This window comes from Aliivibrio sp. SR45-2 (genome assembly GCF_963890165.1).
Lineage (GTDB): Bacteria > Pseudomonadota > Gammaproteobacteria > Enterobacterales > Vibrionaceae > Aliivibrio > Aliivibrio salmonicida.
In genome coordinates this window covers 1-22,766 of record NZ_CAWPRC010000157.1, presented here as the reverse complement: position 1 = coordinate 22,766, position 22,766 = coordinate 1, and the positions used below count along the sequence as shown (strand labels likewise).

The 22,766-nt window shown below is 40.2% G+C and carries 19 protein-coding genes; 5 read left to right on the top strand and 14 right to left on the bottom strand.

Annotated features, from left to right (window positions below; genetic code table 11):
• Window positions 1-14: 14 nt before the first annotated feature.
• A complete protein-coding gene (locus AACV33_RS11640) occupies window positions 15-1,334 on the bottom strand; it encodes an anaerobic sulfatase maturase (RefSeq protein ID WP_017022771.1) in 1,320 nt (439 codons plus the stop codon).
• Window positions 1,335-1,605: 271 nt separating this feature from the next.
• Between AACV33_RS11640 and AACV33_RS11635 the strand changes: the two genes are divergently transcribed.
• Together AACV33_RS11635 and AACV33_RS11630 are read left to right on the top strand one after the other, a co-directional pair.
• Window positions 1,606-2,331 carry a formylglycine-generating enzyme family protein gene (locus tag AACV33_RS11635; protein WP_370527160.1) on the top strand — a complete coding sequence of 242 codons (726 nt, stop codon included), beginning with the start codon at window positions 1,606-1,608 and terminating at the stop codon, window positions 2,329-2,331.
• Between the two features lie 63 nt (window positions 2,332-2,394).
• Window positions 2,395-4,065: an alkaline phosphatase family protein gene (locus AACV33_RS11630; RefSeq protein WP_065610958.1), complete on the top strand. Its 1,671-nt coding sequence runs from the start codon at window positions 2,395-2,397 to the stop codon at window positions 4,063-4,065.
• 113 nt (window positions 4,066-4,178) lie between these two features.
• On the opposite strand, the gene AACV33_RS11625 is transcribed toward AACV33_RS11630, so the two are convergent.
• The 9 genes from AACV33_RS11625 to AACV33_RS11585 form a co-directional block, all read right to left on the bottom strand.
• Entirely contained in the window at window positions 4,179-5,090 is a 912-nt protein-coding gene (locus AACV33_RS11625) for a LysR family transcriptional regulator (protein WP_083198950.1), read from the bottom strand.
• A 63-nt stretch (window positions 5,091-5,153) separates the two neighbouring features.
• Window positions 5,154-6,503: a BatD family protein gene (locus tag AACV33_RS11620; RefSeq protein WP_182700252.1), complete on the bottom strand. Its 1,350-nt coding sequence runs from the start codon at window positions 6,501-6,503 to the stop codon at window positions 5,154-5,156.
• Window positions 6,503-8,230, bottom strand: a complete 1,728-nt coding sequence (locus AACV33_RS11615; RefSeq protein ID WP_017022777.1) for a vWA domain-containing protein — start codon at window positions 8,228-8,230, stop codon at window positions 6,503-6,505. Before AACV33_RS11615 ends, AACV33_RS11620 begins: the two co-directional genes overlap by 1 nt.
• Complete coding sequence (locus AACV33_RS11610; protein ID WP_065610249.1) at window positions 8,223-9,296, bottom strand: vWA domain-containing protein; 1,074 nt, start codon at window positions 9,294-9,296, stop codon at window positions 8,223-8,225. The genes AACV33_RS11615 and AACV33_RS11610 overlap by 8 nt, the downstream gene beginning before the upstream one ends.
• A complete protein-coding gene (locus AACV33_RS11605; protein ID WP_065610247.1) occupies window positions 9,286-9,819 on the bottom strand; it encodes a DUF4381 domain-containing protein in 534 nt (177 codons plus the stop codon). The genes AACV33_RS11610 and AACV33_RS11605 overlap by 11 nt, the downstream gene beginning before the upstream one ends.
• On the bottom strand, window positions 9,816-10,754 hold the full coding sequence (locus AACV33_RS11600; protein ID WP_065610245.1) for a DUF58 domain-containing protein: 939 nt from the start codon (window positions 10,752-10,754) through the stop codon (window positions 9,816-9,818). The genes AACV33_RS11605 and AACV33_RS11600 overlap by 4 nt, the downstream gene beginning before the upstream one ends.
• A gap of 8 nt (window positions 10,755-10,762) precedes the next feature.
• On the bottom strand, window positions 10,763-11,758 hold the full coding sequence (locus AACV33_RS11595; RefSeq protein ID WP_023603358.1) for an AAA family ATPase: 996 nt from the start codon (window positions 11,756-11,758) through the stop codon (window positions 10,763-10,765).
• 85 nt (window positions 11,759-11,843) lie between these two features.
• Window positions 11,844-14,090 (bottom strand): multiheme c-type cytochrome, encoded by a 2,247-nt coding sequence (locus AACV33_RS11590; RefSeq protein ID WP_182700251.1) that lies wholly within the window; start codon window positions 14,088-14,090, stop codon window positions 11,844-11,846.
• Between the two features lie 180 nt (window positions 14,091-14,270).
• Window positions 14,271-15,821, bottom strand: coding sequence for an arylsulfatase (locus tag AACV33_RS11585; protein WP_023603360.1), 1,551 nt, complete (start codon window positions 15,819-15,821; stop codon window positions 14,271-14,273).
• Between the two features lie 226 nt (window positions 15,822-16,047).
• Between AACV33_RS11585 and AACV33_RS11580 the strand changes: the two genes are divergently transcribed.
• The 3 genes from AACV33_RS11580 (at window position 16,048) to AACV33_RS11570 (ending at window position 20,315) form a co-directional block, all read left to right on the top strand.
• Entirely contained in the window at window positions 16,048-17,598 is a 1,551-nt protein-coding gene (locus AACV33_RS11580) for an arylsulfatase (RefSeq protein WP_017022784.1), read from the top strand.
• Window positions 17,599-17,667: 69 nt separating this feature from the next.
• Window positions 17,668-18,597 carry a hypothetical protein gene (locus AACV33_RS11575; protein WP_182700250.1) on the top strand — a complete coding sequence of 310 codons (930 nt, stop codon included), beginning with the start codon at window positions 17,668-17,670 and terminating at the stop codon, window positions 18,595-18,597.
• A gap of 146 nt (window positions 18,598-18,743) precedes the next feature.
• Complete coding sequence (locus AACV33_RS11570; protein WP_182700249.1) at window positions 18,744-20,315, top strand: arylsulfatase; 1,572 nt, start codon at window positions 18,744-18,746, stop codon at window positions 20,313-20,315.
• Window positions 20,316-20,372: 57 nt separating this feature from the next.
• On the opposite strand, the gene AACV33_RS11565 is transcribed toward AACV33_RS11570, so the two are convergent.
• From AACV33_RS11565 to AACV33_RS11550, 4 genes are all read right to left on the bottom strand, one after another.
• Window positions 20,373-20,648, bottom strand: a complete 276-nt coding sequence (locus AACV33_RS11565) for a nitrogenase-stabilizing/protective protein NifW (RefSeq protein ID WP_182700248.1) — start codon at window positions 20,646-20,648, stop codon at window positions 20,373-20,375.
• Window positions 20,649-20,760: 112 nt separating this feature from the next.
• On the bottom strand, window positions 20,761-21,183 hold the full coding sequence (locus tag AACV33_RS11560; protein WP_339373644.1) for a GNAT family N-acetyltransferase: 423 nt from the start codon (window positions 21,181-21,183) through the stop codon (window positions 20,761-20,763).
• 60 nt (window positions 21,184-21,243) lie between these two features.
• Window positions 21,244-22,113, bottom strand: a complete 870-nt coding sequence (locus tag AACV33_RS11555) for an SDR family oxidoreductase (RefSeq protein WP_182700247.1) — start codon at window positions 22,111-22,113, stop codon at window positions 21,244-21,246.
• Between the two features lie 203 nt (window positions 22,114-22,316).
• Window positions 22,317-22,661 (bottom strand): hypothetical protein, encoded by a 345-nt coding sequence (locus tag AACV33_RS11550; RefSeq protein ID WP_017022790.1) that lies wholly within the window; start codon window positions 22,659-22,661, stop codon window positions 22,317-22,319.
• Window positions 22,662-22,766 lie beyond the last annotated feature (105 nt).

The following is a 22,766-nucleotide window of genomic DNA, read 5'->3' as shown; positions in this document are numbered from 1 at the left end:
ACAACATAAAAAGATTAAAATTTAGTTGGGAATACCGCGGCTCTTTGCGCTTCTGCTCTTTTCGCGTCACTGTATTTCCCTTGTTGTACTGGGTTTCCTAGCATTTTCAAAATATAGGCAATCGATTTATCGGCATGAGCAAAGAACTTATACCAACCTGCACACAAATAATTCAAGCCAGGTTCACCGTCTCTCGTTTTAATAAAACGGTTTTTCGGACATTCACCATGGCACGCAAATTTATAATCACATCGCTGACATTGAGCCGTTAACGTTTTTGCTTTAGCGAAACCAAACTCTTGTTGCTTAAGACTGTATGCCAGTTCATCTAATTCTTGATTATGAATGTTACCAATCTTATATTCAGGATAAACGTAATGGTCACAAGAAAACACGTCACCATTGTGCTCCATTGCTAGCCCTTTTCCGCAAATTTCACCGAGCGTACACAGTGGGTTTTTACGCCCCATCCACGTCTCAACACTCGCTTCAAAGTACTGAACGAACACTTTCCCTAAATCGTGTTGTGCCCATTCATCAAACACGGCAATTAAAAAGTTACCCCATGCTTCATCAGAGACACACCACGGTTCCATTATCGATTCTTTATTACCCGGAATTAAACGTTTATCACCTTGACGTAATTGCACGTCCATTTGTTCTGTTTGAGGGGCGACTGTTCTAAAGCTTTTTTGTTCAACAATAGGGATAAACTGCATTTGAGGAGATTTAACGACATCACGTAGAAAACGGTACACTTCTAAAGGATTGCGACTTGTCAGATTGTTTACACACGTTAATGTGGCGAACTTCACACTATGTTCATGCAATAAATCTACCGCTTTCATGACTTGCTTAAACGTTCCACGACCCGCTTTATTTGTTCGATAAGCATTATGCAGCAATTCAGGGCCATCGATACTTAAACCAACTAAGAAATTATTTTCAGCCAAAAACTCACACCATTGAGGCGTTAATAGTGTGCCGTTGGTCTGTAGATCATTTGAGATAATAATCCCATCTGGTTGGTATTTTTTCTGTAATACGACAATTTTCTTAAAATAATCCAATCCTAATAGCGTCGGTTCACCACCTTGCCATGAAAAAATGATCTCAGGGGTATTTTGACCTTCAATATATTGTCGAATATAGATTTCTAGGGTTTCATCATCCATTTGTGGAGAACACCCTTTTTTGTAATCAAGTAAGTCTTCTTTGCTCAAATAATAGCAATAAGTACAATCGATATTACACACCGCCCCAATGGGTTTTGCCATAACATGCAATCGCTTCGAGGCTTTACCTTGAAATTGAGGACCTTGAGTAATAATCATTTTAATTCCTATTTTTCTAGCAAAATTAATAGTGAGAACTTACCTAATGAATAACCTAATCCACCCTTCAAGTTAAGTCACCAAACAAGTTCTAACTTCATAATAAACAAAAAGAACAAACGAATTAGTTATATACGTTATTCCTATTTGGAAAGTCCTTTCACTGTATGATAAATACTCAATCATTACTGCAGAGGACATCATGTTTAGAGTCTCTTTTTTTACTAATATAAGAACATTATTTGTATCGATATTTCTAAGCACGACCTTAATGGGCTGCATGAGTACTCCACCCCATCCTATTTCTCAAAAAATAGATCAAGATATGGTACGAGTCGAAGGTGGCGAGTTCTTAATGGGATCAGATTCAAACCAAGCGAATAAAGCAGAAAAGCCAGTACACCTTGTTAGCATTAATAACTTTTCTATCTCCAAATTTGAAGTTACTCAAGAATTGTTTGAATCGGTTATGGGCTCCTCTTTAAGTTATTTCCAATCTCCTGATATTCCGGTGAACAATTTAAGCTGGCAACAAGCGAATTTCTTTATAGAAAAACTGAACGAAATGACGGGAGAAACATACCGCCTTCCAACTGAAGCTGAGTGGGAATATGCCGCTCGAGGCGGAAAATTGAGTCAAGGCTATATTTATAGTGGCTCAAACAATATTGATGACGTGGCTTGGTATTCAAAAAACGCAAAAAACCAAGCGCACCCTGTTGGAATGAAACAGCCCAATGAACTAGGCTTATATGACATGACTGGTAATGTGGGTGAATTTGTAAGTGATGCTTATGACGATAATTTTTATCGTTATTCCCCACAAGATAACCCAACAAATGCTCGTGAAGAAGCCAGTGGTTTAGCACATAAATCGGTGCGGGGCAGCAGTTTTTCTTATGACGCGGATGAGTCAGAAAACTACCGTCGAGACTTTGCAAGCCAGTCCATAATCATGTCTGATATGGGACTGCGTTTAGTAAAAGACACAAAATAATAAGACACACTACCAACATACTTTGGCAAGGAACCCATAATGAAAAATAAAACATTACATTATATGGCACTAACGGGAGCGCTTATCATTCCAATGACCTCGTTCGCTGCGGACCAAAAGCCCAAACTCGTACTGCAAATTACCGTCGATGCCTTAAGGGGAGATTTGCTCAAACGATACAAAGCCAATTTTGGTGATGATGGTTTTCGTTATCTTATGGATGATGGTACCTATTACACCAATGCGTATTATCAACATGGTAATACAGAAACCATTGTTGGACACGTATCACTAGCAACCGGCGCTCCACCGAGTGTTCATGGTATGGTCGGTAACGTTTGGTATGACCGAAACAAGGAACGATTGGTCTATAACGTAGAAGATGGCAATTACGATATGCTGAGCTCAGGTGCCGGTGTAAATAAAGACACAGAAATTGACCCAACCCAAAAAGTCGCAACCAAAGATGGGCGATCACCTGACCCGATTTTATCCACAACCTTCAGCGATGAGTTAGCTATTTCCAGTAATGGGGCATCAAAGATATTTTCCGTTTCAGTAAAAGACAGAGGCGCAATCTCTCTTGGTGGCCATTCAGGTAAAGCGTTTTGGTTTTCAAAAGCAGAATCAGAGTTTGTAACCAGTACTTACTATTATAATGAATATCCAGAATGGGTCACCGCGTGGAACAAACAAAAACTGGCCTCACAGTATTCAGGTAAACGATGGGAGCTCTCCCTTCCTCCAGAACAATACACATTAAAAGAAGGCAATCCCGATTACAAAGTAGATCTTGCCGGATTCAAACGTACCTTCCCTCATCCATACGGCCCTGCGAGCTATAAATATTACAGCACGATGTTAACCTTAAGCCCTGCTGGTGATGAGCTTACAGAAAACTTCGCAAGCACACTGCTGAAAAAAGAGAATCTAGGAAAAGGAAAATTTACCGATTATTTAGCCGTCAGCTTTTCAGCAAATGACTATGTGATCCATATGTATGGCCCTACAAGTTTAGAAGCCGAAGACAACTTAATTCGATTGGATAAAACCATTACGAAGCTGTTGAAAAATGTCGACGAGCAAGTTGGATTAGAAAACACTCTGATTGTACTGTCTGCCGATCACGGCGCGCCCGAAGCACCTGCGGTAGTCAATGCATTAGGGGCTCAACAACCTGCGCTCTTTGATCAGAAAAAATTAATCTCTCCTCAATTATTAACTCGTTTAAAAACAGAGTTTGGGTTAAGCGAAGACGCAATTCGTTTATATGCTCAGCCTTATATTTATTTAAATCATGATGTCATTAAAAAGAAAGGAGTTTCCCTTGAAAAAGTTCAAAAAGCCGTCGCAGAAGAACTTCTTAAAGTAAAAGGGATTGCTTATGCAGTGACAAGTTCTGATATAGAAAAAAATCAAGTCCCTAATACTCATACTATGCAACTGGTTAAAAATAACTACTACCCAACACGTTCTGGCGATGTTTATGTTGTCTATCAACCGCGTAACTTCATCAATGACATGGGAGGATTAACCATTGCCTCAACTCACGGTTCACCGTGGCGTTACGATACGTATGTTCCCGTCATTTTTGCGGGATACAATATTGATGACGAGAAAGTAAGTCGAGAAATAACACCTTATGATATTGCCCCAACGCTATCAAGTATCTTAGGCATAACTCAACCAAGTGGCGCAACCGGAAACGTATTAACAGAAGTCACAAGCAACTAACCTGTTAAATATACGAAAAAAGCAGCATTGAGAAATCAATGCTGCTTTTTATTATGCTCAATTAAAGCAATAACGTCACAGCTCTCATAAAGAGCCCTGCAATATAATGGAATTTAATCCGTGTTTAACTCTATTTTCACTGCTTTTTGAATTTGTTGTCTCAACCATCTATGTCCACTTTCAGCCGTTCTACTCGGATGCCAAATCGTACACAAGTCATGTTGTTGACGACCAAAAGGTAAATCTAATGATTTTAAATTGTAATACGCACCTAAATCATCAATTGCCGATTGTGGCAACATTCCGATCATCTCTGTTGAACCAATAATCGGCATCATTTCAAATGCCCCTGCAGCTCTAATTACAATATTTCGAGCCTCAAGTTCTCCAATATCATCAGCATTTAACAAGCTACTGCGACTGTGCCAGCGTGATGCAGCAACATGTTCTTCTTTTAAAAATTCGTCTAATGAAATGGAATCCCCAATTCGAGGGTGACTTTCACTACAAACGACTCGTAACCTTTCGGTATAAATCACCTCAGACTTTAAAATCGTACGACCTCGGATTGCCATATCAATAACTAAATCATACCGCTGTAAACGCAGATCAGATTCAAGATCCTCTGTAAATTGAGGATGAATTTCTAATGAAACATTCGGTGCGCATAAACGAATGTGTTTCACTAATTTAGGGATCAATGAATAACTCACTGTCGATACGACAGCAATAGAGAAAATACGATTAGATGTTTTAGGATCGAACTCCCTTGAGGCCGATAATGTTGAGGTGAAATTCTTCAGTGCCGCAGACATCGCTGGATAAATATCAGAAGAGAATACCGTTGGCTCTACTCCTGATGTATTTCGATGAAATAAAGGATCATCGTAAATTTCACGTAATCTTTTTAATGCTTTACTGACAGCAGGTTGGCTAATGCTCATCCTTGCTGCTGCTTTAGAAAGGTTCTTCTCTTCATAAATAGCAACGAAGATAGGAATAAGGTTAAGCTCTGTACTTTTCATAACTACTGACACTGCTGATTTATCCTGCATTCACTGTATAGAGCTAAAGGTATGACACAACCTCTAATCATCACTTTTGTGTTGATACTCTTGGTTTTTCTCATATTTTTCTCGCTGTTGACTCAACTGAGGAAATACCTCTTTTGGTTTCCATTTACCCCACAGAGAAGACAATCCATTTATTGGTTGGGAAATCTGTTTCCATAAACGCCTAGACAACGTCTTTGTAATTGCATCGGTTTGAAAGTCAGACGTCTCTTGCTGCCAATCCTTTGTCGTACGATATTGCTTTAATTCCAATTGGTTATTTCTAGATCTCAGTGCTCGATAAAGAAAAACTCGTACGGTTCCCCACTCTTGTTTTTTCACCGCTTTTGAATACACAAACCAAGCCGGTAATGGATGAGTTTGATAATAACGAATTGTTTTAACTGCGATAAATAATACAACTAAACCCAAGCTAACCAAAACGCTCAATAATTGCCAATATTGATGTAACCAAGAACTCAAAGTATGAGTGACAGCAAACGATTTTCCATCAAGCGTAATGGTTTTTAATTCTTGAGCATCGGTATCCCACCAGGTTAAATTAATTGGGGGGAAGGTCAGTTCTCCCCCATTTTGAAGCACATAAACGACCGATTCTTTTCGCTCAGACAAATAATCGCCACGCGTTTGAGAATCACTTAATTGATTTGGCTGAGCATACGTTTGATAGTTAACGGTTGATGTGGCACTAATCAACTCAGGGATTAACATCGCTAATGTGTCAGATCCTTTTATCGTTAACGTACGAGTTATTGCATCACCCGCTTTTAATTCATCGTTCGATTTATCCCATTCTTGTTCTATCGAAAAATCACGACCAGAAACCCATTTAGATTCATCACTTAACAATCCAGAAGGTGTTATGGCTGAAAATTGTTGAGGATCGGTATACAACACACCAGAAGCGTTACCACCACCGTCTCGTGAGACTTGAACCTCAACCGCTGTTGGCGGAACAACAAAATTGCCTTCTGATTGTGGGTATAACGTCACTTCCCAACGTTGGTGTGTCCACGTTGTTCCATTTCGTCTTTCTGTAAAGTTTGTTGCCAATTGATTGCGTTGTTTTGCGACTACATTTGGAATTTCGATAGGGGCGATGCGAGTTCCGCCAGTAAACCACCTTGGCGTAACCACTTCAATATATAGTATAACTTGTTGATTGACGGCGTACGTTGGCGGTGTCTTATCACTATTTTCTTTGCCGATATCCGTATCAGTTAACCACGTTGTGATTGTGATTTGGTCTGACTCAGCCAGCTTTTCGGCTGCATGAGAACGAGCACTAAAACTCAGAACCGTTAATACAATCACAACCAAAAGACAAAGGTGTATTGCGCGACGTTTATCATTATTTTGAGACATTACTTCACCTCTTTATTATTTGGTTTTTCACGCTCAGATAACTCGGTATTTGGCTGCTCTGTATTCGATTGAGCTCGAAGCTGTAGCTGGAATTTGGCACGTAAAAAATACTTAGGATCCGCCTCAACACGACGTAACCATTTATCAGCTAACTCTTGGCTTCCTAAGATTTCATTCGCATTCAGTTTTTCTTCTTTCATCATTGCAGCATCGACTTCTTCATCAGCACCATCGCCCGTTTTCGGCTTATCGTCACCTAATTCCAAAGATTCTTCCGGTCCATCGGTTCCCCCTTCTTGGCTTTTACTCATCCGATTAACTTCATCAACAATGCCTTGCATTATTGCCAAGTTAATTTCGACCTTTTTTTTCAGATCATCATCAAGATCTCTTTTTAACAACAACTGATATACGTCACGAGCAGCAACATATTCTCTTTGTCTTGCCAGTGAATTACCGGCATTAAAAATCCCTACATCCGATTTCACTTGTAAAAAAGCACTGTGAGCTAATTTGTATTCTCCAGCATAGTAATACGCAATCCCTTTTTTAAGAGGATCTTTATACCCTTTCGCAGCCTCAAGATATTCCGATTGATTAAAGTACCATTGCCCTTGTTGGTCAGGAGTTAACCATAAGTTCATCCACGACTGAGTTGTTTTTTCCCATAGCGTCACTTCTTTAACGGGCTCATTTGTTTTGGCTTTTAAACTCACCGTTTCTGCGTAGGTTGGCAGAGAATAAAAACTAGGGAATACAACCAGTGCCACTAAACACCACTTCACTAACCACCCTTTTCTAAACCACGATAGCATCAGTAACGACATAGGAAATAAAAGAAAATACCCCATGTCTTTCCATGGCATTGCCGATTCATTATTAAGTTGCATATGACGTTCAATCTTGCCATTTAATGCCTTAACATCACTATCATCGATCGTGACCTCAACCACGCTGCCATTACTTTTATTCGCTAATGACTTGAGTGATGAAAGATCCATTGGGTTATCGCTGGCTCGATCTCCATTCCCTGCGGCAAGTACCAACAATTGATGTTTACTCGTTGAGAAATACGTTTCAAAAGCTTGAGTCGTTGCAGGGTTTACACCATCAGAAATCAACAATACCGTGCCTACACTTTCAGATCTCAACTGCGGCTCGATTAATGGCAATGCGGTTTCTGCACTCTTGCCTTCAATGGGCATGATGTCCGGTTGAATAGCGGCTAAAAATGGCGCAAAAACAGAGTCATCTTTGGTTAATGGCATCGCTAGATGTGCGGAGCCAGAAAACACAATCAATCCGGTTTTTCCACCTTTACGCAACGCAATTAAATCTCGGATCTTTTGCTTTGAACGTTCTAAACGATTTGGAGCAAGATCTTTTTGCAACATCGATTCACTGTTATCCAGCACAATAAGCAAAGCCGCTTTGTCTTCCCCAAAAGGAGACGCTTCACGCTCCCAAGTTGGACCTGCACACACAATGATCGCCACAAACATCGACACACTGAGTAATTTAAGCGGCAATTGTTTTTTCCATCCCGCCTCATTAATCGTTAGTGCACTGCGTAAATGTTTAGGAAGTTGTTGTTGCCATTCATTCTTTGAGTCTTGTTTCCAGCGTAAATAAATGACAATGCCAAACGGAATTAAGACCAATAACCATAACGGACGGACGAAATGAAATTGGTCGACAATTTGTTGCCACATCAGGGAATCAAACATGCTTTTCTCCCGATTTAACATGACGCTTAATGGTCGCAAAACCAAATGCCAGTAAATACATCACGACAATCAACATTATTGGGTATTGATGAACCGATTGTTTTGGTCGATAAGTGGTGCTTTCATACAATTGAGGCTCTAACTCACCAATGGCTTCATAAGCTTGCTCTAATTCTTCGCGGTTAATTGCTTGGAACGCTTTTCCACCAGACGCCTCAGCCACTCGATTAATCACATCCATATCTAACGCTTGCTCACCTACAGTTCTTGGATCGCCCATTGCTATCATATGAATACGAACGCCTTTTGCTGCCGCTACTTTGGCTGCATCAATCGGTTCAACATAGCTTCCAGTATCATTACCATCTGTTAAGACGATAACGACTTTCTCGCGAGGTTTCCCTGCTACGTTATTCTCAGAGGTGTCTTTATTGCTCTCTTCCTCTGTTGCACTTTGTTCAAATACTTTAATCGCTAACCCTATTGCATCCCCCAGATGGGTACTTTGTCCTGCCATTCCAACGTCAGTTTGATTTAATAGCTCTAACCACACTTTCTGATCGGCGGTAAATGGGGTTTGTACAAACGCCGCATCACCGAAAAGTATTAACCCTAAGCGGTCACCTTTACGGGTGTTAACAAAATCTGCTAACACTTCTTTGGTTGCTTCTAAGCGTGATATTTTTTGAACATCACCTTTGCTAGACGACGATTTAGAGACGAAATCGGTCTCTGCCATCGAACCAGATAAATCCACTACCACCATTACATCTCGACCTAAACTTACACGTGTTTGCGGTTCACCCAAAATAGTCGGTTTAGTTAATGCAAAAATCAGTAAACACCATGAAATAATAAGAAAGGCTTTTTGCCAATGACTTGCACTTAGCTGGCTCGCGCCTTCAGAAGGGCTTTCATCTAACGCTTGTACTAACACATCAAAAAAAGGCACTTTGATTGCTGATTGACGAGTTCGATAAGCAGGAATAAGCCAATAAATAATAATAGGTAGTGGCAGCATCCATAGCCAATAAGGATTCGCAAACTCCAGTTGATTAAACTGCATGCTTTTCTCCTTTTTGTTCGACTTGTGGCTCAGCATGATCCGCAAGCCATTGCTGACACAGTACGATTAATTCAGCCAGTTCTTGTGATGATAGCGCGTGTTTCTGTTGTACTAACGATCGTATCCATTTCAGGCCCAATTCGTCATGAAATAGAACATCACTGGTTGAGTAATAATCTAAATCAACGAGAAAAGCCTCGCCAAATACATTGGCTTTATTTGGGTTTAAATAAGTTAATACCGCTTTCATTACTTCAAAGAGATCATAATTAAGTAATGGTGGCGTATTTTGTTTATCCATCGAATTCTGCAGTAGAGCGACTAACGCAATCGCTTCACGACGATATCGATTTTCCCACCATTTTTTACTCCATTGAACCGCTTGATAAACAATAAAAACAGCCAGAATAACCGCGACAATTTTCCAACCAATGGTTTGAGGAAACCAACTCACATGATCAGGAACGGTTACTTCACTCATTTTTCTTAGCATATAACTGCTTGGTGGCTCATGAATACTCATCGTCTGCCTCCAATTGCTCGCTTAAATTGCTCTATATGATTGCCAGACGTATCGGCTTCAATAAGCGGAAGTCCTTTTGCTGCCATCAATTGAATCAATTGTTCTTTCTTTAAATCTTGATGTTCACTCAACCCTTTATTGGCTAAATCAAACTTCTTCGCATCACTTAAATTGAGCTGATACGATCCATCACCCACAACCCAATCACTGTTTTGTGAGGGAAAGTGAGATTCAAAAGGATCGGAGATTAATACCCCTAATACATCATTATGTTTTTGAAGGTGCTTTAAATGGGTGATCTCATCAGGCGTTACGCCATGCCAATCACTGAAGATAATGATAGTGGCCTCTTTCAATTTTAATCTACCCAATAGAGTAACAAATTGAGAAAACCCAACATCATCGATATCTTTACTTGTTACATCAAGAGATTGATTTTCATTGGATAACAATTGCAATCGATGGAGTAAATCCCCTTGGGAGCGTTTGGGTTTTAACCAATGAATTTTCTCGCTTGAACTGATGACAAATCCCACTCTGTCACTGTCTTGAAGAATGCGCCATGCGGTCAGTGCAGCTAATTCTGCGGCCACCACCGATTTCATGGTGTCAATAGAAGAGAAATACATGCTGCTACGCTGATCGACACACACAATAAAGTTGCGATCTTTTTCTTCGGTGTACGATCTAACATGAGGCTTTCCGGTTCGCATCGTTACCTTCCAGTCAAGATTACGAATATCATCCCCGAGTTGATAATGTCTTAGCTCCTCAAAATTTAAGCCTCGTCCACGAAAAATAGACGAATGACGACCAGACAAAGCTGTACCTGATTTTAAATTCGGTAATAAACTGAACGCTCTTGCTTGAGATTGCAGTTTTACTAATTGGCTGTATTCGCAATGAATACGAGTATCTGTGCTTTTTTCGCTCATAAAAAGCCCTACCCAATAACAACGTGATCCAATAATTCGTCTATCACTTGCTGCTGAGTCACACCGTCTGCCAATGCGTCATAACTCAGTGTAATACGATGCCCCAATACCGAATGTGCCATTGCACGAATATCATCAGGCTCTACATAATCTCGACCTTGCAGCCAAGCATAAGCACGCGCACATTTATCAAGTGAAATTGATGCACGAGGGCTCGATCCTATTTCTATCCAACGAGACAGGTTTGTTTCTGAATAACGCTCAGGTTTACGTGTCGCCATAACCAAAGCAACAATGTATCGCTCACTGATCTCAGAAACCTCGACAGACGAAAGCTCAGATCTAGCTTGCATAACCATTGAGGGATCTAATTGAATCGATGCTTCTACTTCTGATTGTTCTGTTTGACGTATTTTATTGCCGGACTCTTCCCCTCGCACAAGGCGAATAATATCTAATTCAGCGTCATCATCTGGATAATCAACCGACACCTTCATGATGAATCTGTCCATTTGCGCTTCAGGCAACGGATAGGTTCCTTCTTGCTCTACTGGGTTCTGTGTTGCAAGTACCATGAACAATTCTGGTAATGTATGGGTTTGATCACCAACGGTAATGGTGCCTTCTGCCATTGCTTCTAACAATGCAGCTTGAACCTTGGCTGGCGCACGGTTAATTTCATCCGCCAATACAATGCTGTTAAAAATAGGCCCCGGTTGAAAATGCAATTGCGGTTTGCCATTTTGCTCTTGGTATATCTCTGTACCCGTCACATCGGATGGCAGTAAATCGGGCGTAAATTGAATTCGCCCAAACGACGTATGCAAATTATCCGCTAGCGATTTTACCGAGCGCGTTTTGGCCGTTCCCGGTAAGCCCTCTAATAAAACGTGTCCTTGAGTTAATAACCCAATGACAAGTGAACGAACCACATGGGATTGACCAATCACTGATTTCTCCACTTGAGAAATAAGCGAGGTAATAGCCTGTTGAGTTTGATTCATGTTTTCTCCTTAAGTCCACTTGTCTGATTTTTTATCTATAATCCATTCTAGTTAAATCCATCATAACTATTGGTTATAGTGCTCATTAATAAAGCCGTTTCTTAAGATCTGCGATCACATTTTTAGGGGCATATTGCTCCAATTGGGTAATGCATTGTTTTGCTTGTGGTGATTTGGCTTTTAACAATTGATCACACCGAGCGAATAAATGTTGAGGATTACCACTTAAACTAAATGCTTTCTCTAATGCTACCGCACCTTTATTGGCATCTATCCCCTCTAAAGAAAGGCCATATACATACCAGTACTGCGCATTTTGTGCTTCAGTTTCTGTTGCTTGTTTAAAGTAATTCGATGCTTCTGTTTTCTTACCTAAACGCAATAATGACAATCCAGCGCTGTAACGTAATGCGCCAGATTTAGGCTGTGCTTTGATCCCTTGTTGCATCAACGTAAGGCCTTTCATTTCATCGCCTTGAACTCGATACAAATCCGCAAGGTTTACGTAACTGTTCACAAAGTACGGTTCTACATTAATCGCCCCTAAATACGCTTCTTCTGCTTTTTCAAACTCACCTTGTGCTCGATATACGTTACCTAAATTAGTCCGACCAAAACCTCTATCTGCATTAAACAATTGAACATTCATGTACTCATTAAGTGCTGGCGTTAATTGCTCACGTTGAAGTGGGTTCCATTCAGGCCAGTACGCCACTAATGCTCCCGCTGCCTCAGCACGAATACCCAATACGTTATCCGTTAGTAAGGGCGACAATATCTGCCAACGATCATGAGATGGGTATCCTGCCGATCCTTGAATAGCCCCTAGACGAATTAACTCATCATCATGTTTTACCGCTCGACCCAATGCCACTAAGGTATTTTTACTTGGAAACGCGCTTAAACGTTGTAAAGCAGAACCCCGAATAATGCCTGATTGTTTTGCATCTTGTGCTGTATATGAAAGTGCATCTCCTGCTCCGCGATAATTAATGTCTGAGGCATAGAATGCCACAGCAAAATGTTGCTGATTTCGATAAGCAGAATCAGGGAACCATTCACCGACTTTTTTATCTGCCCACACATCGTCTTTCTCTTCATGACATTGAGTACACACATTAGGTGTCCCGATGTTTTTACTTAAATCGGGTCTTGGTATTTGCCAACTGTGATCTCGTCTTGCGTCTACGCCCATGTACGTTGTTTCTGGCATATGACACGTTGTACATTGTGATGCGTCTGTATTGGCTTCATGGAAGGTATGTTTTTCAGGTGTATATTCCGATGCAATGTGACATTGGCTACACACGGCTTGCTCTGGAATATCTAATTTGGTTGAATGCGGGTTATGGCAATTAGTACAAGTTACGCCCTTTTCTGCCATTTTTGATTGCATGAAAGAACCGTATACATAATCTTCATCATAGATCTGACCATCGTTATGGTATAAATCAGAAGTAATTAAGCTCGGTAAATAACTGTCTAATAAAGATCCTTCTACATGTGCTTGATCTTCATTAATTTGAACTCGACGGCTATGGCATTGCGCGCACACCACGACTTGGTCAGTTTGTGTAATCTCTTTTGGTTGAAGCGTTGTATGCCCTTCTTTAAACACCCACTCTTTTACTGATTTACTTAAATCACGATCAAAACCATAATGGGGGTTGGTGGTTTTCTCTTGGTTTTCACTCCATGCAATATGCTCACTTGCAGGGCCATGACAGGCTTCACAACCGACATTAATTTCAAACCAACTGGTATTATAGGTATCCGTCTTCGCGTCGTAATTCTTCTTTACGTCGGTTGAGTGACAATCGGCACACATGAAGTTCCAATTTTGACCGGTATTAGTCCAATAGAACTCATCGGTTTTTTCCATATTGGGGTAAAGGTGATACCAACGTTGACCACCTTCTTTCTTTTCTCTTGAATCCCACGCGAATGGAATTAATTGAATACGCCCATCTTCAAACTCCACCATGTATTGTTGCAATGGCTCGAACCCAAAGGTGTAGCTAATTTTGTAATCATGAAATTTACCATCAGGCCCTTCGATATTGACCCAATATTCATCGCCTTTCTTAAAAAAACGATTTGGTTTTCCTTTAAACTCAAATATTACCTCATTGAAATCACCAAACACGCTGTCTTTATCCGCGTGTTTCATGGCCATTTCATGATCAGATCCTTTCCATGCGTCAACCGCGTCTTCATGACAACCAACACACGTATCACTGCCCACAAAATCCGCAGAAAATACAGTTGATGAAAATGTCATTATGCTCATCCATACCACGAAAAATCCATAGACGATTCTTTTACTGCTCATATACATCCTTGTATTGGTATTTATTTGGTTCTTTATCTTTAAAACTAAAGATAACAATCATTTAGATATAGCTTATATAACGTCTATTTTCCATCCAAGCTATAGGTTCTGTGAATTAACGAAGGTTTCGACTAAAAATAAAAAGGGCTCCGAAGAGCCCGATTAATACACAATATTATGTTACTTACTATTATGTGGTTGTTGCAGTTTTTCCATTACTTGGTCCAAACTGAAACTTGCTGCTTTTTGGCGTGGAGGGAACTCTTCGAACGTAGCTAAGAAATTCGCTACGTAGGCTTGAGCAGGGACAAACATATAAGCGCGATCCAATAACCAATCGTAATACGTATTTGACGTTACATCAGCCACTTCGTATGGGTCCATACGTAAGTTAAACAATTTAGGTAAACGTAGAATAACTAAAGGTTCTGCCCAAATTGCTAACGTACCTTTCATACGTTGCTCCATGAATACCGCTTTCCATTGATTATAACGAAGCGCAGCTAAGTCACCATCATCGGTAAAGTAGAAAATCTCTTCACGACGACTTTTCTCTTCTTTACCAGTTAAGTAAGGTAAGAAGTTGTAGCCATCAAGATGGTTTTTGAAACTCTTATTACCAAGTTTAACCCCTTTCTTTAGACTTTCTTTAATTTTGTCATCCCCCGCAGCAGCGGCAAATGTTGGTAACCAATCCATGTGGTGCATAATTTCATTAGAAACCACACCCGGTTCGATTTTACCCGGCCAACGAACCATAGCAGGAACACGGTATGCACCTTCCCAGTTCGTATTTTTCTCACTACGGAACGGCGTTGTACCCGCATCAGGCCATGTATTCATGTGTGGACCATTATCCGTTGAATAGAACACAATCGTATTGTCTTCAATACCCAGCTTATCAACGGCTTTCAATAATTCCCCAACGTGGTTATCGTGCTCAACCATTCCATCAGCGTAGTTACTAATGCCAGTTGAACCTTGAAGCTCAGGTTTCACGTGTGTTCTAAAGTGCATACGCGTCGCACTCCACCACACAAAGAATGGCTTATCGGCTTTCACCGCACGCCCCATGAAATCAATTGCTGCAGACGCTGTTTCATCATCCACGGTTTCCATACGTTTACGTGTTAGTGGTCCCGTATCTTCAATTTTCCCGTCGGCATAAGAATGGATAACACCACGAGGACCATATTTTTTACGGAATTCAGGATCTTTAGGATAATCAATATTCTCAGGCTCTTCTTCAGCATTTAGATGATAAAGGTTGCCAAAAAATTCATCAAAACCGTGGTTTGTTGGCAGCATGTCATCTTTATCGCCAAGGTGGTTTTTACCAAATTGACCTGTCATGTAACCCATTGGTTTTAGTACTTCAGCAATCGTTGCATCTTCAGGCTGTAAGCCAATATCAGAGCCAGGGAGCCCAACCTTACTTAATCCGGTACGCAAAACACTCTGCCCGGTAATAAATGTAGAACGTCCAGCAGTGCAAGATTGCTCACCGTAATAATCGGTAAACATCATCCCTTCTTTAGCAATACTATCAATGTTCGGTGTTTTGTATCCCATTAATCCAAAGGTGTAAGCACTGATATTTGATTGACCAATATCATCCCCCCAAATAACTAAGATGTTTGGTTTCTCAGCGGCGACAGTATAGCCAGAAGCGCCCATTAGAACGGCAGCTAGAATACTTAATCTACGTTGGGTTCCCTTTTTAACTTCCATATAAACTCCTGTTTCCATTAATAAAAGAGCATCTGTTAATGTATAGTACACAAAGTAAACATCAGCAATAAAATAATCAACATTTTATTTACATGATTAATTATAACTTGCAGTTATGAGCAACATAACCATTTCCAATACAGCGTTATTTCCGTTTTTGCAGCACTATAAGCCTTTCTTTCAAATATTCTCCTGATCGAAAAATACATTCTTTTAGGAAAAATCCATGAATAAAATAATAAAGAAAACCGCGATTGCTACTGGATTAGCCATTTCGGGAATTCATGTTGCCTATGCAGCAGCGCAACCCAACATCCTCGTGATTTTTGGTGATGATATTGGTTACGGAAACATTTCTGCATACAACCAAGGCATGCTGGGCTACGAAACTCCGAACATTGATAGCATAGCCAATGACGGTGCCTTATTTACGTCTTATTACGGCCAACAATCTTGTACTGCTGGACGTTCGGCTTTCATTACCGGTCAAATGCCGGTCCGTACAGGCTTAACTAAAGTAGGCATGCCCGGCGCGAAACAGGGTCTGCAAGCAGAAGATATAACCCTTGCACAAACCCTTAAAGATTTAGGGTATACCACTGGTCAATTTGGCAAAAACCACTTAGGTGACAGTGATGACATGCTGCCAACCAATCACGGTTTTGATGAGTTTTTTGGTAATCTTTATCACTTGAATGCCGAAGAAGAGCCCGAGAATCCCGACTATCCAAAAGATCCAAGCTTCCGTAAGAACTTCGGACCTCGTGGCGTTATTCACTCTTACGCCGATGGTAAAATTGAGGACACAGGTCCATTAACACGTAAACGTATGGAAACCGTAGATGAAGAAACATTAGATGCGGCAATGAACTTCATGACCAAAGCGGTGAAAGCAGATAAACCATTCTTTACCTGGTACAACGCAACAAGAATGCATATACGAACACATATCAAAGCGGAAAACTCAGGTAAAACAGGGCTTGGTGATTACGCAGATGGAATGGTTGAACATGATGGCATCGTCGGTCAATTACTCGACAAAGTAGATGATCTGGGTATCAGTGATAACACCGTAATTATCTATACAACGGATAATGGCCCGATGAATGCGACTTGGCCCGATGCGTCATTTGGTCCATTCCGTGGTGAAAAAAATACCGGCTGGGAAGGCGGATTTAGAGTTCCTGCCGTTGTTAAATGGCCTGGACACATTAAGCCGGGAACAAAATTAAACGGTCTATTTGCTGGTGAAGATTGGTTACCAACCCTAACCGCGATTGCAGGTAACAAGAATATCAAGCAAGAGCTGTTAAAAGGCTACAAAGCAGATAATGGCACAACCTATAAAAACCATTTAGATGGGTATGACCAAGTAAACTACCTAACAGGAAAAACAAAAGACAGTGCTCGTAAAGAGTTCTTCTATTGGTCTGATGATGGTGATCTACTTGCGATGCGTGATGGTCGTTGGAAACTGCATTTTAAAATCCAAGAACATCAGGGCTGGAAAGTCTGGACACGAGAACTTACTACGTTACGTATTCCAATGATCTTCGATCTGAAAGTGGACCCGTACGAAAAAGCAGACCAAGGATTTGGTTATGATGAATGGACATTTGACCATGTGTTCTTACTCGTTCCAGCACAGGCTACAGTCGCAAAAATGCTAGAAAGCTTTAAAGAATTCCCTCCTCGTCAAGAAATTCCAAGTTTTTCAGTTGATAAAGTCATGGATCAAATGATGAACATGGAAAAAATCTCAAACGCGGGTAAATAAATACCTACCAAATAAACAGAGCTCACATTGAGCTCTGTTTATTACTTAATGAATTTAAAGGTAGAAAAGATGAGACATTCCGATCACTTTACATTTGATGAATTTAGCGAAAAACTGTGGGATTTATTTCATGGTCACGTATTGATCCCTCATTTTTCTTCATCATTAGACATGGCTAATTTTACCTTTCAATGCACCAAGCGCGATAACGTAAATTTCTATCTATTCGAAAGTCCCGATCCACTCGTTTTATTTAGTTTTCATTTACCTTTATCATTTCATTCAAAAACCTTGTTATTACTCGATGTAAACAACGGAGGTTTACGTTTAAATGGCATTCAATGTGAAGACAATCAATTCGCGTTGATTTCAGAACAAAGCCAACTTCCCTTTTGTTTTCAAATCCCCGCTCACTCACCAATTTTGGTCTGTGATGTAAAAAGTGACAACAAAAAATTCAACCAACTTTGTCACAGCATGGTGCCTGTAAACATTGATATCAATTATGCTCAAGAGTTAAAAGAAGTCGCAAAAAAAGCCAGCAAAGCGTTCCCAGATCATACCTCAAATATTGGTGCCATATTGCTCATGCGAATTGTAGAGCTACTTTCTTTTCATCCAACCCCAATGCGTCCAGAAGCATCAGCAGGAAGAAGTCGCTTACCTAGAAAAGATTTCATCCCAAAATGCATTGATTTTATGATAGAGATGTCATCTACAGAAGCAATCCGGTTACTTTCAAGCCAGAATAGTATTTCAGAAAAAACCATTCGTAATGCATTCAAGTACTCTGTCGGATTTACCCCTAAAGAATTCGAACAAATAAGCAAACTCTTTGCATTTCGACGGGCTTTAAGACAACCAGAGACAATCACCGTATTTGATGCTGCGATTGCTAGTGACGTCTATCGTTGGTCACGTTATGCCATACGATACGCTAAGATATTTAAAGAATTACCACGTCAAACTCTTGAGAAAGGTCTCACTTCTCATCAATAAGCCAGACGTTGTATTTCTAGTTAAAACAGAACAAAATCAATGAATTACAAACGAAAATAACTTTTGGTTATAACGCCTATAAAGCGACGAGCCTTTATTTCTCATTTAGAGTGCAGATAATTAATCGCAACTAATTGGAGTTATCTATGGGTAATCATTTAAATAAGATTGCTATTGGTGTTGGCCTACTTGCCACATCAGGAGCAACAATGGCCGCTTCTCAGCCAAACATTCTTGCTATTTTTGGGGATGATGTAGGTTATTGGAACATCAGTGCTTACAACCAAGGCATGATGGGCTACGACACACCAAACATTGATCGTATTGCTAACGAAGGCGCACTCTTTACTGACCACTATGGACAACAATCTTGTACAGCAGGACGTGCCGCTTTCATCACAGGTCAAGAACCATTCCGTACTGGTCTACTGACTATCGGTATGCCAGGATCTGATCACGGTATTCCTGATTGGGCACCAACCATTGCTGACTTATTAAAAGAGCAAGGGTATATGACGGCGCAATTTGGTAAAAACCACCTTGGTGACCAAGATAAACACCTACCAACAAACCATGGTTTTGACGAATTCTTCGGTAACCTTTACCACTTAAATGCAGAAGAAGAACCAGAAACATACTACTACCCTAAAGACCCTGAATTCCGTAAGAATTACGGCCCTCGCGGTGTAATTAAGTCATTCGCTGACGGTAAAATCGAAGATACCGGCCCAATGACGCGTAAACGTATGGAACATGCGGATGAAGAATTCCTAGACACTTCACTCGCGTTTATGGAAAAAGCCGTTAAAGCTAATAAACCTTTCTTCATCTGGCACAACACCACTCGTATGCACGTTTGGACTCGCTTACAAGAAAAATACCGAGGCGTATCTGGCGTAAGTATTTATGCTGATGGCATGATGGAGCACGATGACCAAGTTGGTATCCTTCTGGATAAACTAGACGATTTAGGCGTGGCGGATAATACCATTGTTATTTATTCAACCGATAACGGTGCAGAGACAGCAACATGGCCTGATGGCGGTGCCACTCCGTTCTATGGTGAAAAAGGCACAACATGGGAAGGCGGAATGCGTGTTCCTCAGCTTGTTCGCTGGCCGGGAACCATCAAACCAGGCACAAAAATTAATGAAATGATGGCTCACCAAGATTGGCTACCTACGTTACTTGATGCTGCAGGCGTACCTGATGTAAAAGAAAAACTGGCTAAAGGCTACAAAGCCAATGGCAAAGAGTTCAAAGTACATATCGATGGTTACGACTTCAAACCCCTCTTTGAAGGTAAAGTAGATAAAGGCCCTCGTGAATCTCTATTGTATTTCACCGCAAATGGAGAATTGAATGCAGTTCGTTGGAAAGATTGGAAACTGAACTTCGCTGTTATGGAAGGTAACATTGCAGATGCCGTTCGCTTAACACCAAACTGGCCTCAAATTATTCACCTACGTGCTGACCCATTTGAAAAAGCACCACACGAATCAGGCATGTACCTACGCTGGATGGCCGATAACATGTGGTTATTTGTACCAATGCAAGACGTATTAGGTGAGTTCTTTAACACATTGCCTGATTACCCAATGCAACTGGGTCAAACAATGAATCCTGCGGCTATTAGCTCTGAGTCGCTTCAATTAAAAGCAAAAATGCAGCAATTGGATAAACTACAACAACAAATGAATACATTAAACGTTAAGTAATTTACCGTTGTAGAACAATAAAAACGCCCTCAATATTATGTGTATTGTGGGCGTTTTTTACCTGCGTTGGCATGTAGTGCATCCCCGGCAAGCAGAACGAGTGTGTTTACTTAAATAACTTCGCAGGACTTTGCAGTAAGCGTTTTTCAATGCACGGCGAGCCGAGAACCAATCATCAGGTTTTGCCAATAATAAATAACCATTAAAACGTTTCATTAACTGAATTCGATTATCATCAATAAATCGACTATCAAATCCAATGTCAAAGTGTTCTAACGCTTGTTCTATGCAAGTAAAACTCGCTATCGTTTTTTGAATTTCTTCTTGGCTCATGATCTATATCATTAATGGTTTTGCGTCAGTGTAAAGTGAACGCTCTTTGGCGTATTGATGTAATCCGTATTTATCTTAATTTACAGCCAACGGCCTCACCATTTAAGTATCTTTAGACTGATAGCGATTTAACCATATAGTAGCGCTGACCGGAAATGGGGAAGTTATCAAGTTTCATTTTAACCTTGTAGCCGTGTCTTTCATAAAAAGGCTTAGCTTGAAAACTAAAGGTATCAAGAAAACTAGAATGACAGCCTTTACTCTTAGCAAAGTTCTCTGCTTTTACCAATAATTGACTTCCAATACTCTGTCCTTGGTGTTTTTCATCCACCCATAAGAACTTAACAATAAGCCATTCACCCCATACTTCACCAACAAGGCCACCCATTTTATTCCCTGAGTCATCTTTGGTCGTGCACATTACCTCGGTATGAAAAATGTCTTTTAGGTGAGGCATATTATATTGACGTAAGTGCGTACGGATCTCTTCAATATCCATTTTCTCTGGTGCCGTTGTTATTTCTATCTTCATCATTCCCTCCATGAATTGATATAAGTACCAATCTATTTATTCCAAAAAAAATATTATCACTCTTTATTTATCTTTTTCAAACATAGCTTGAAAATACTCACCTAATTTATGATCCCCATATTTAGGTGCAATCATATCTTGTGCCATAACCGTAAGAAAAAACTCCGCAGGCCCTCCAAATTTTTCAGGTAATTTAGACGTAATATATACCGCAATGCATCTTATCCAATCAGGTAAACCGGTCGTTTTAGGTTGTTTATTTTGAGCTTGAAACGCGAGATTCACAATATCCATCGCAGATAAAACCTCAGAGCCACCCACATCAAATTCTTTTTCTTTTTTATCAATAGCTTCTATACAAAAATGAGCCAGATCTTCACCATGAATTGGATTTAATCGTACCTCTCCTTTACCAAAAACATAAGCACGCCCAGAGGCTGTCATTGTATAAAAGGCTTCAATATCAGCATAAAACCCATTTGGTCGGATCACACAAGGAATTAATTTTGTCGATGCTAATAATGACTCAGAAAAACGTTCTTTCGCATTCAATAATCTTACTTGTTTGTATTTCTGAGCATTAAAAGCCGAAATATAAATAAACTTTTTAACGCCCGCGTTTTCAGCCTCTCGTAACAAATTCACATTTGCCTGAAAATCCACATCCATGTAACCGAGTCCATCCTTTTGACGAGTGATACCGACACAAGAAATAACGACATCAATGCCATCACAGCACCCGATCAAAGACTTGGCATCCGTTACTTCGGCAAGTGTCATTTGCTTATCCCTTAATCCAATCGCTTCAAGTTTGGCTCTGTTTCGCCCTAATGCTTTAAAATCTGACGAGGTTTTTAATAACTCTTTCACAATATGACCGCCTAAATAGCCAGTTGATCCTGCAATTAAAATTCGTGGGGCTCGAGTGCTCATTTAATATCCTTAAATAGGCAGAAAAATTAGAAGAAGAGAAGACAGCGGTAAGCATTATGATGAGACAAAGACAGGTAATTCGCAACACAATACAGCATAATTAAAATAACCTAATTCAAGATAATTAAAAAGTGCGACCAACAAAAAACGCCCCAATGTCATCACATTAGGGCGTTTATTTTTTGTTTAGAAATAATAATCGATCAGTGTTTAAAGGTGTTTCCTTCCGTTTCACTTGTTGCCGTAAGATCACCTGCTGGATTAAGTAAATGAGGTAAAATCTTAGGTAAATTTAATTCGATGTCTTTATCTAACACAGGAAAAATCATCTCGTTATACCAGCCGAGTAATCCCATTGATGCATAACCAATCGCATCATTATCTTCACGGTGTTCAATGATGATTTGTAGAAAACGCAGAATAGCTCTGTCGTTTGATCCCGCTTCTTCGCGTGTAGTGTGGAATATATGAGTTGCTTCAGCAATCAATCCTTCATATTCGGTTTCGACTGAAACTTTAAAAGAACCACCATCAACAGAAATTTTCATAATACTTAGCCAATTAATTATTGTAATTGGTTTAAATGGTAACGAATAAAGCCTGATTTGTCGCTAACTGGCTAACAAGACACTTTGATCTAGATAAAGAAAATA

Bases quoted from the DNA above. Each gene is read 5' to 3' on its own strand.
- AACV33_RS11620 (WP_182700252.1), bottom strand. From the start codon at position 6,503: ATGTCTCAAAATAATGATAAACGTCGCGCAATACACCTTTGTCTTTTG.
- AACV33_RS11630 (WP_065610958.1), top strand. From the start codon at position 2,395: ATGGCACTAACGGGAGCGCTTATCATTCCAATGACCTCGTTCGCTGCG.
- AACV33_RS11550 (WP_017022790.1), bottom strand. From the start codon at position 22,661: ATGAAAATTTCTGTTGATGGTGGTTCTTTTAAAGTTTCAGTCGAAACC.
- AACV33_RS11605 (WP_065610247.1), bottom strand. From the start codon at position 9,819: ATGAGTATTCATGAGCCACCAAGCAGTTATATGCTAAGAAAAATGAGT.
- AACV33_RS11595 (WP_023603358.1), bottom strand. From the start codon at position 11,758: ATGAATCAAACTCAACAGGCTATTACCTCGCTTATTTCTCAAGTGGAG.
- AACV33_RS11585 (WP_023603360.1), bottom strand. From the start codon at position 15,821: ATGGAAGTTAAAAAGGGAACCCAACGTAGATTAAGTATTCTAGCTGCC.
- AACV33_RS11635 (WP_370527160.1), top strand. From the start codon at position 1,606: ATGGGCTGCATGAGTACTCCACCCCATCCTATTTCTCAAAAAATAGAT.
- AACV33_RS11615 (WP_017022777.1), bottom strand. From the start codon at position 8,230: ATGTTTGATTCCCTGATGTGGCAACAAATTGTCGACCAATTTCATTTC.
- AACV33_RS11580 (WP_017022784.1), top strand. From the start codon at position 16,048: ATGAATAAAATAATAAAGAAAACCGCGATTGCTACTGGATTAGCCATT.
- AACV33_RS11625 (WP_083198950.1), bottom strand. From the start codon at position 5,090: ATGAAAAGTACAGAGCTTAACCTTATTCCTATCTTCGTTGCTATTTAT.
- AACV33_RS11600 (WP_065610245.1), bottom strand. From the start codon at position 10,754: ATGAGCGAAAAAAGCACAGATACTCGTATTCATTGCGAATACAGCCAA.
- AACV33_RS11610 (WP_065610249.1), bottom strand. From the start codon at position 9,296: ATGCAGTTTAATCAACTGGAGTTTGCGAATCCTTATTGGCTATGGATG.
- AACV33_RS11560 (WP_339373644.1), bottom strand. From the start codon at position 21,183: ATGATGAAGATAGAAATAACAACGGCACCAGAGAAAATGGATATTGAA.
- AACV33_RS11575 (WP_182700250.1), top strand. From the start codon at position 17,668: ATGAGACATTCCGATCACTTTACATTTGATGAATTTAGCGAAAAACTG.
- AACV33_RS11640 (WP_017022771.1), bottom strand. From the start codon at position 1,334: ATGATTATTACTCAAGGTCCTCAATTTCAAGGTAAAGCCTCGAAGCGA.
- AACV33_RS11590 (WP_182700251.1), bottom strand. From the start codon at position 14,090: ATGAGCAGTAAAAGAATCGTCTATGGATTTTTCGTGGTATGGATGAGC.
- AACV33_RS11555 (WP_182700247.1), bottom strand. From the start codon at position 22,113: ATGAGCACTCGAGCCCCACGAATTTTAATTGCAGGATCAACTGGCTAT.
- AACV33_RS11570 (WP_182700249.1), top strand. From the start codon at position 18,744: ATGGGTAATCATTTAAATAAGATTGCTATTGGTGTTGGCCTACTTGCC.
- AACV33_RS11565 (WP_182700248.1), bottom strand. From the start codon at position 20,648: ATGAGCCAAGAAGAAATTCAAAAAACGATAGCGAGTTTTACTTGCATA.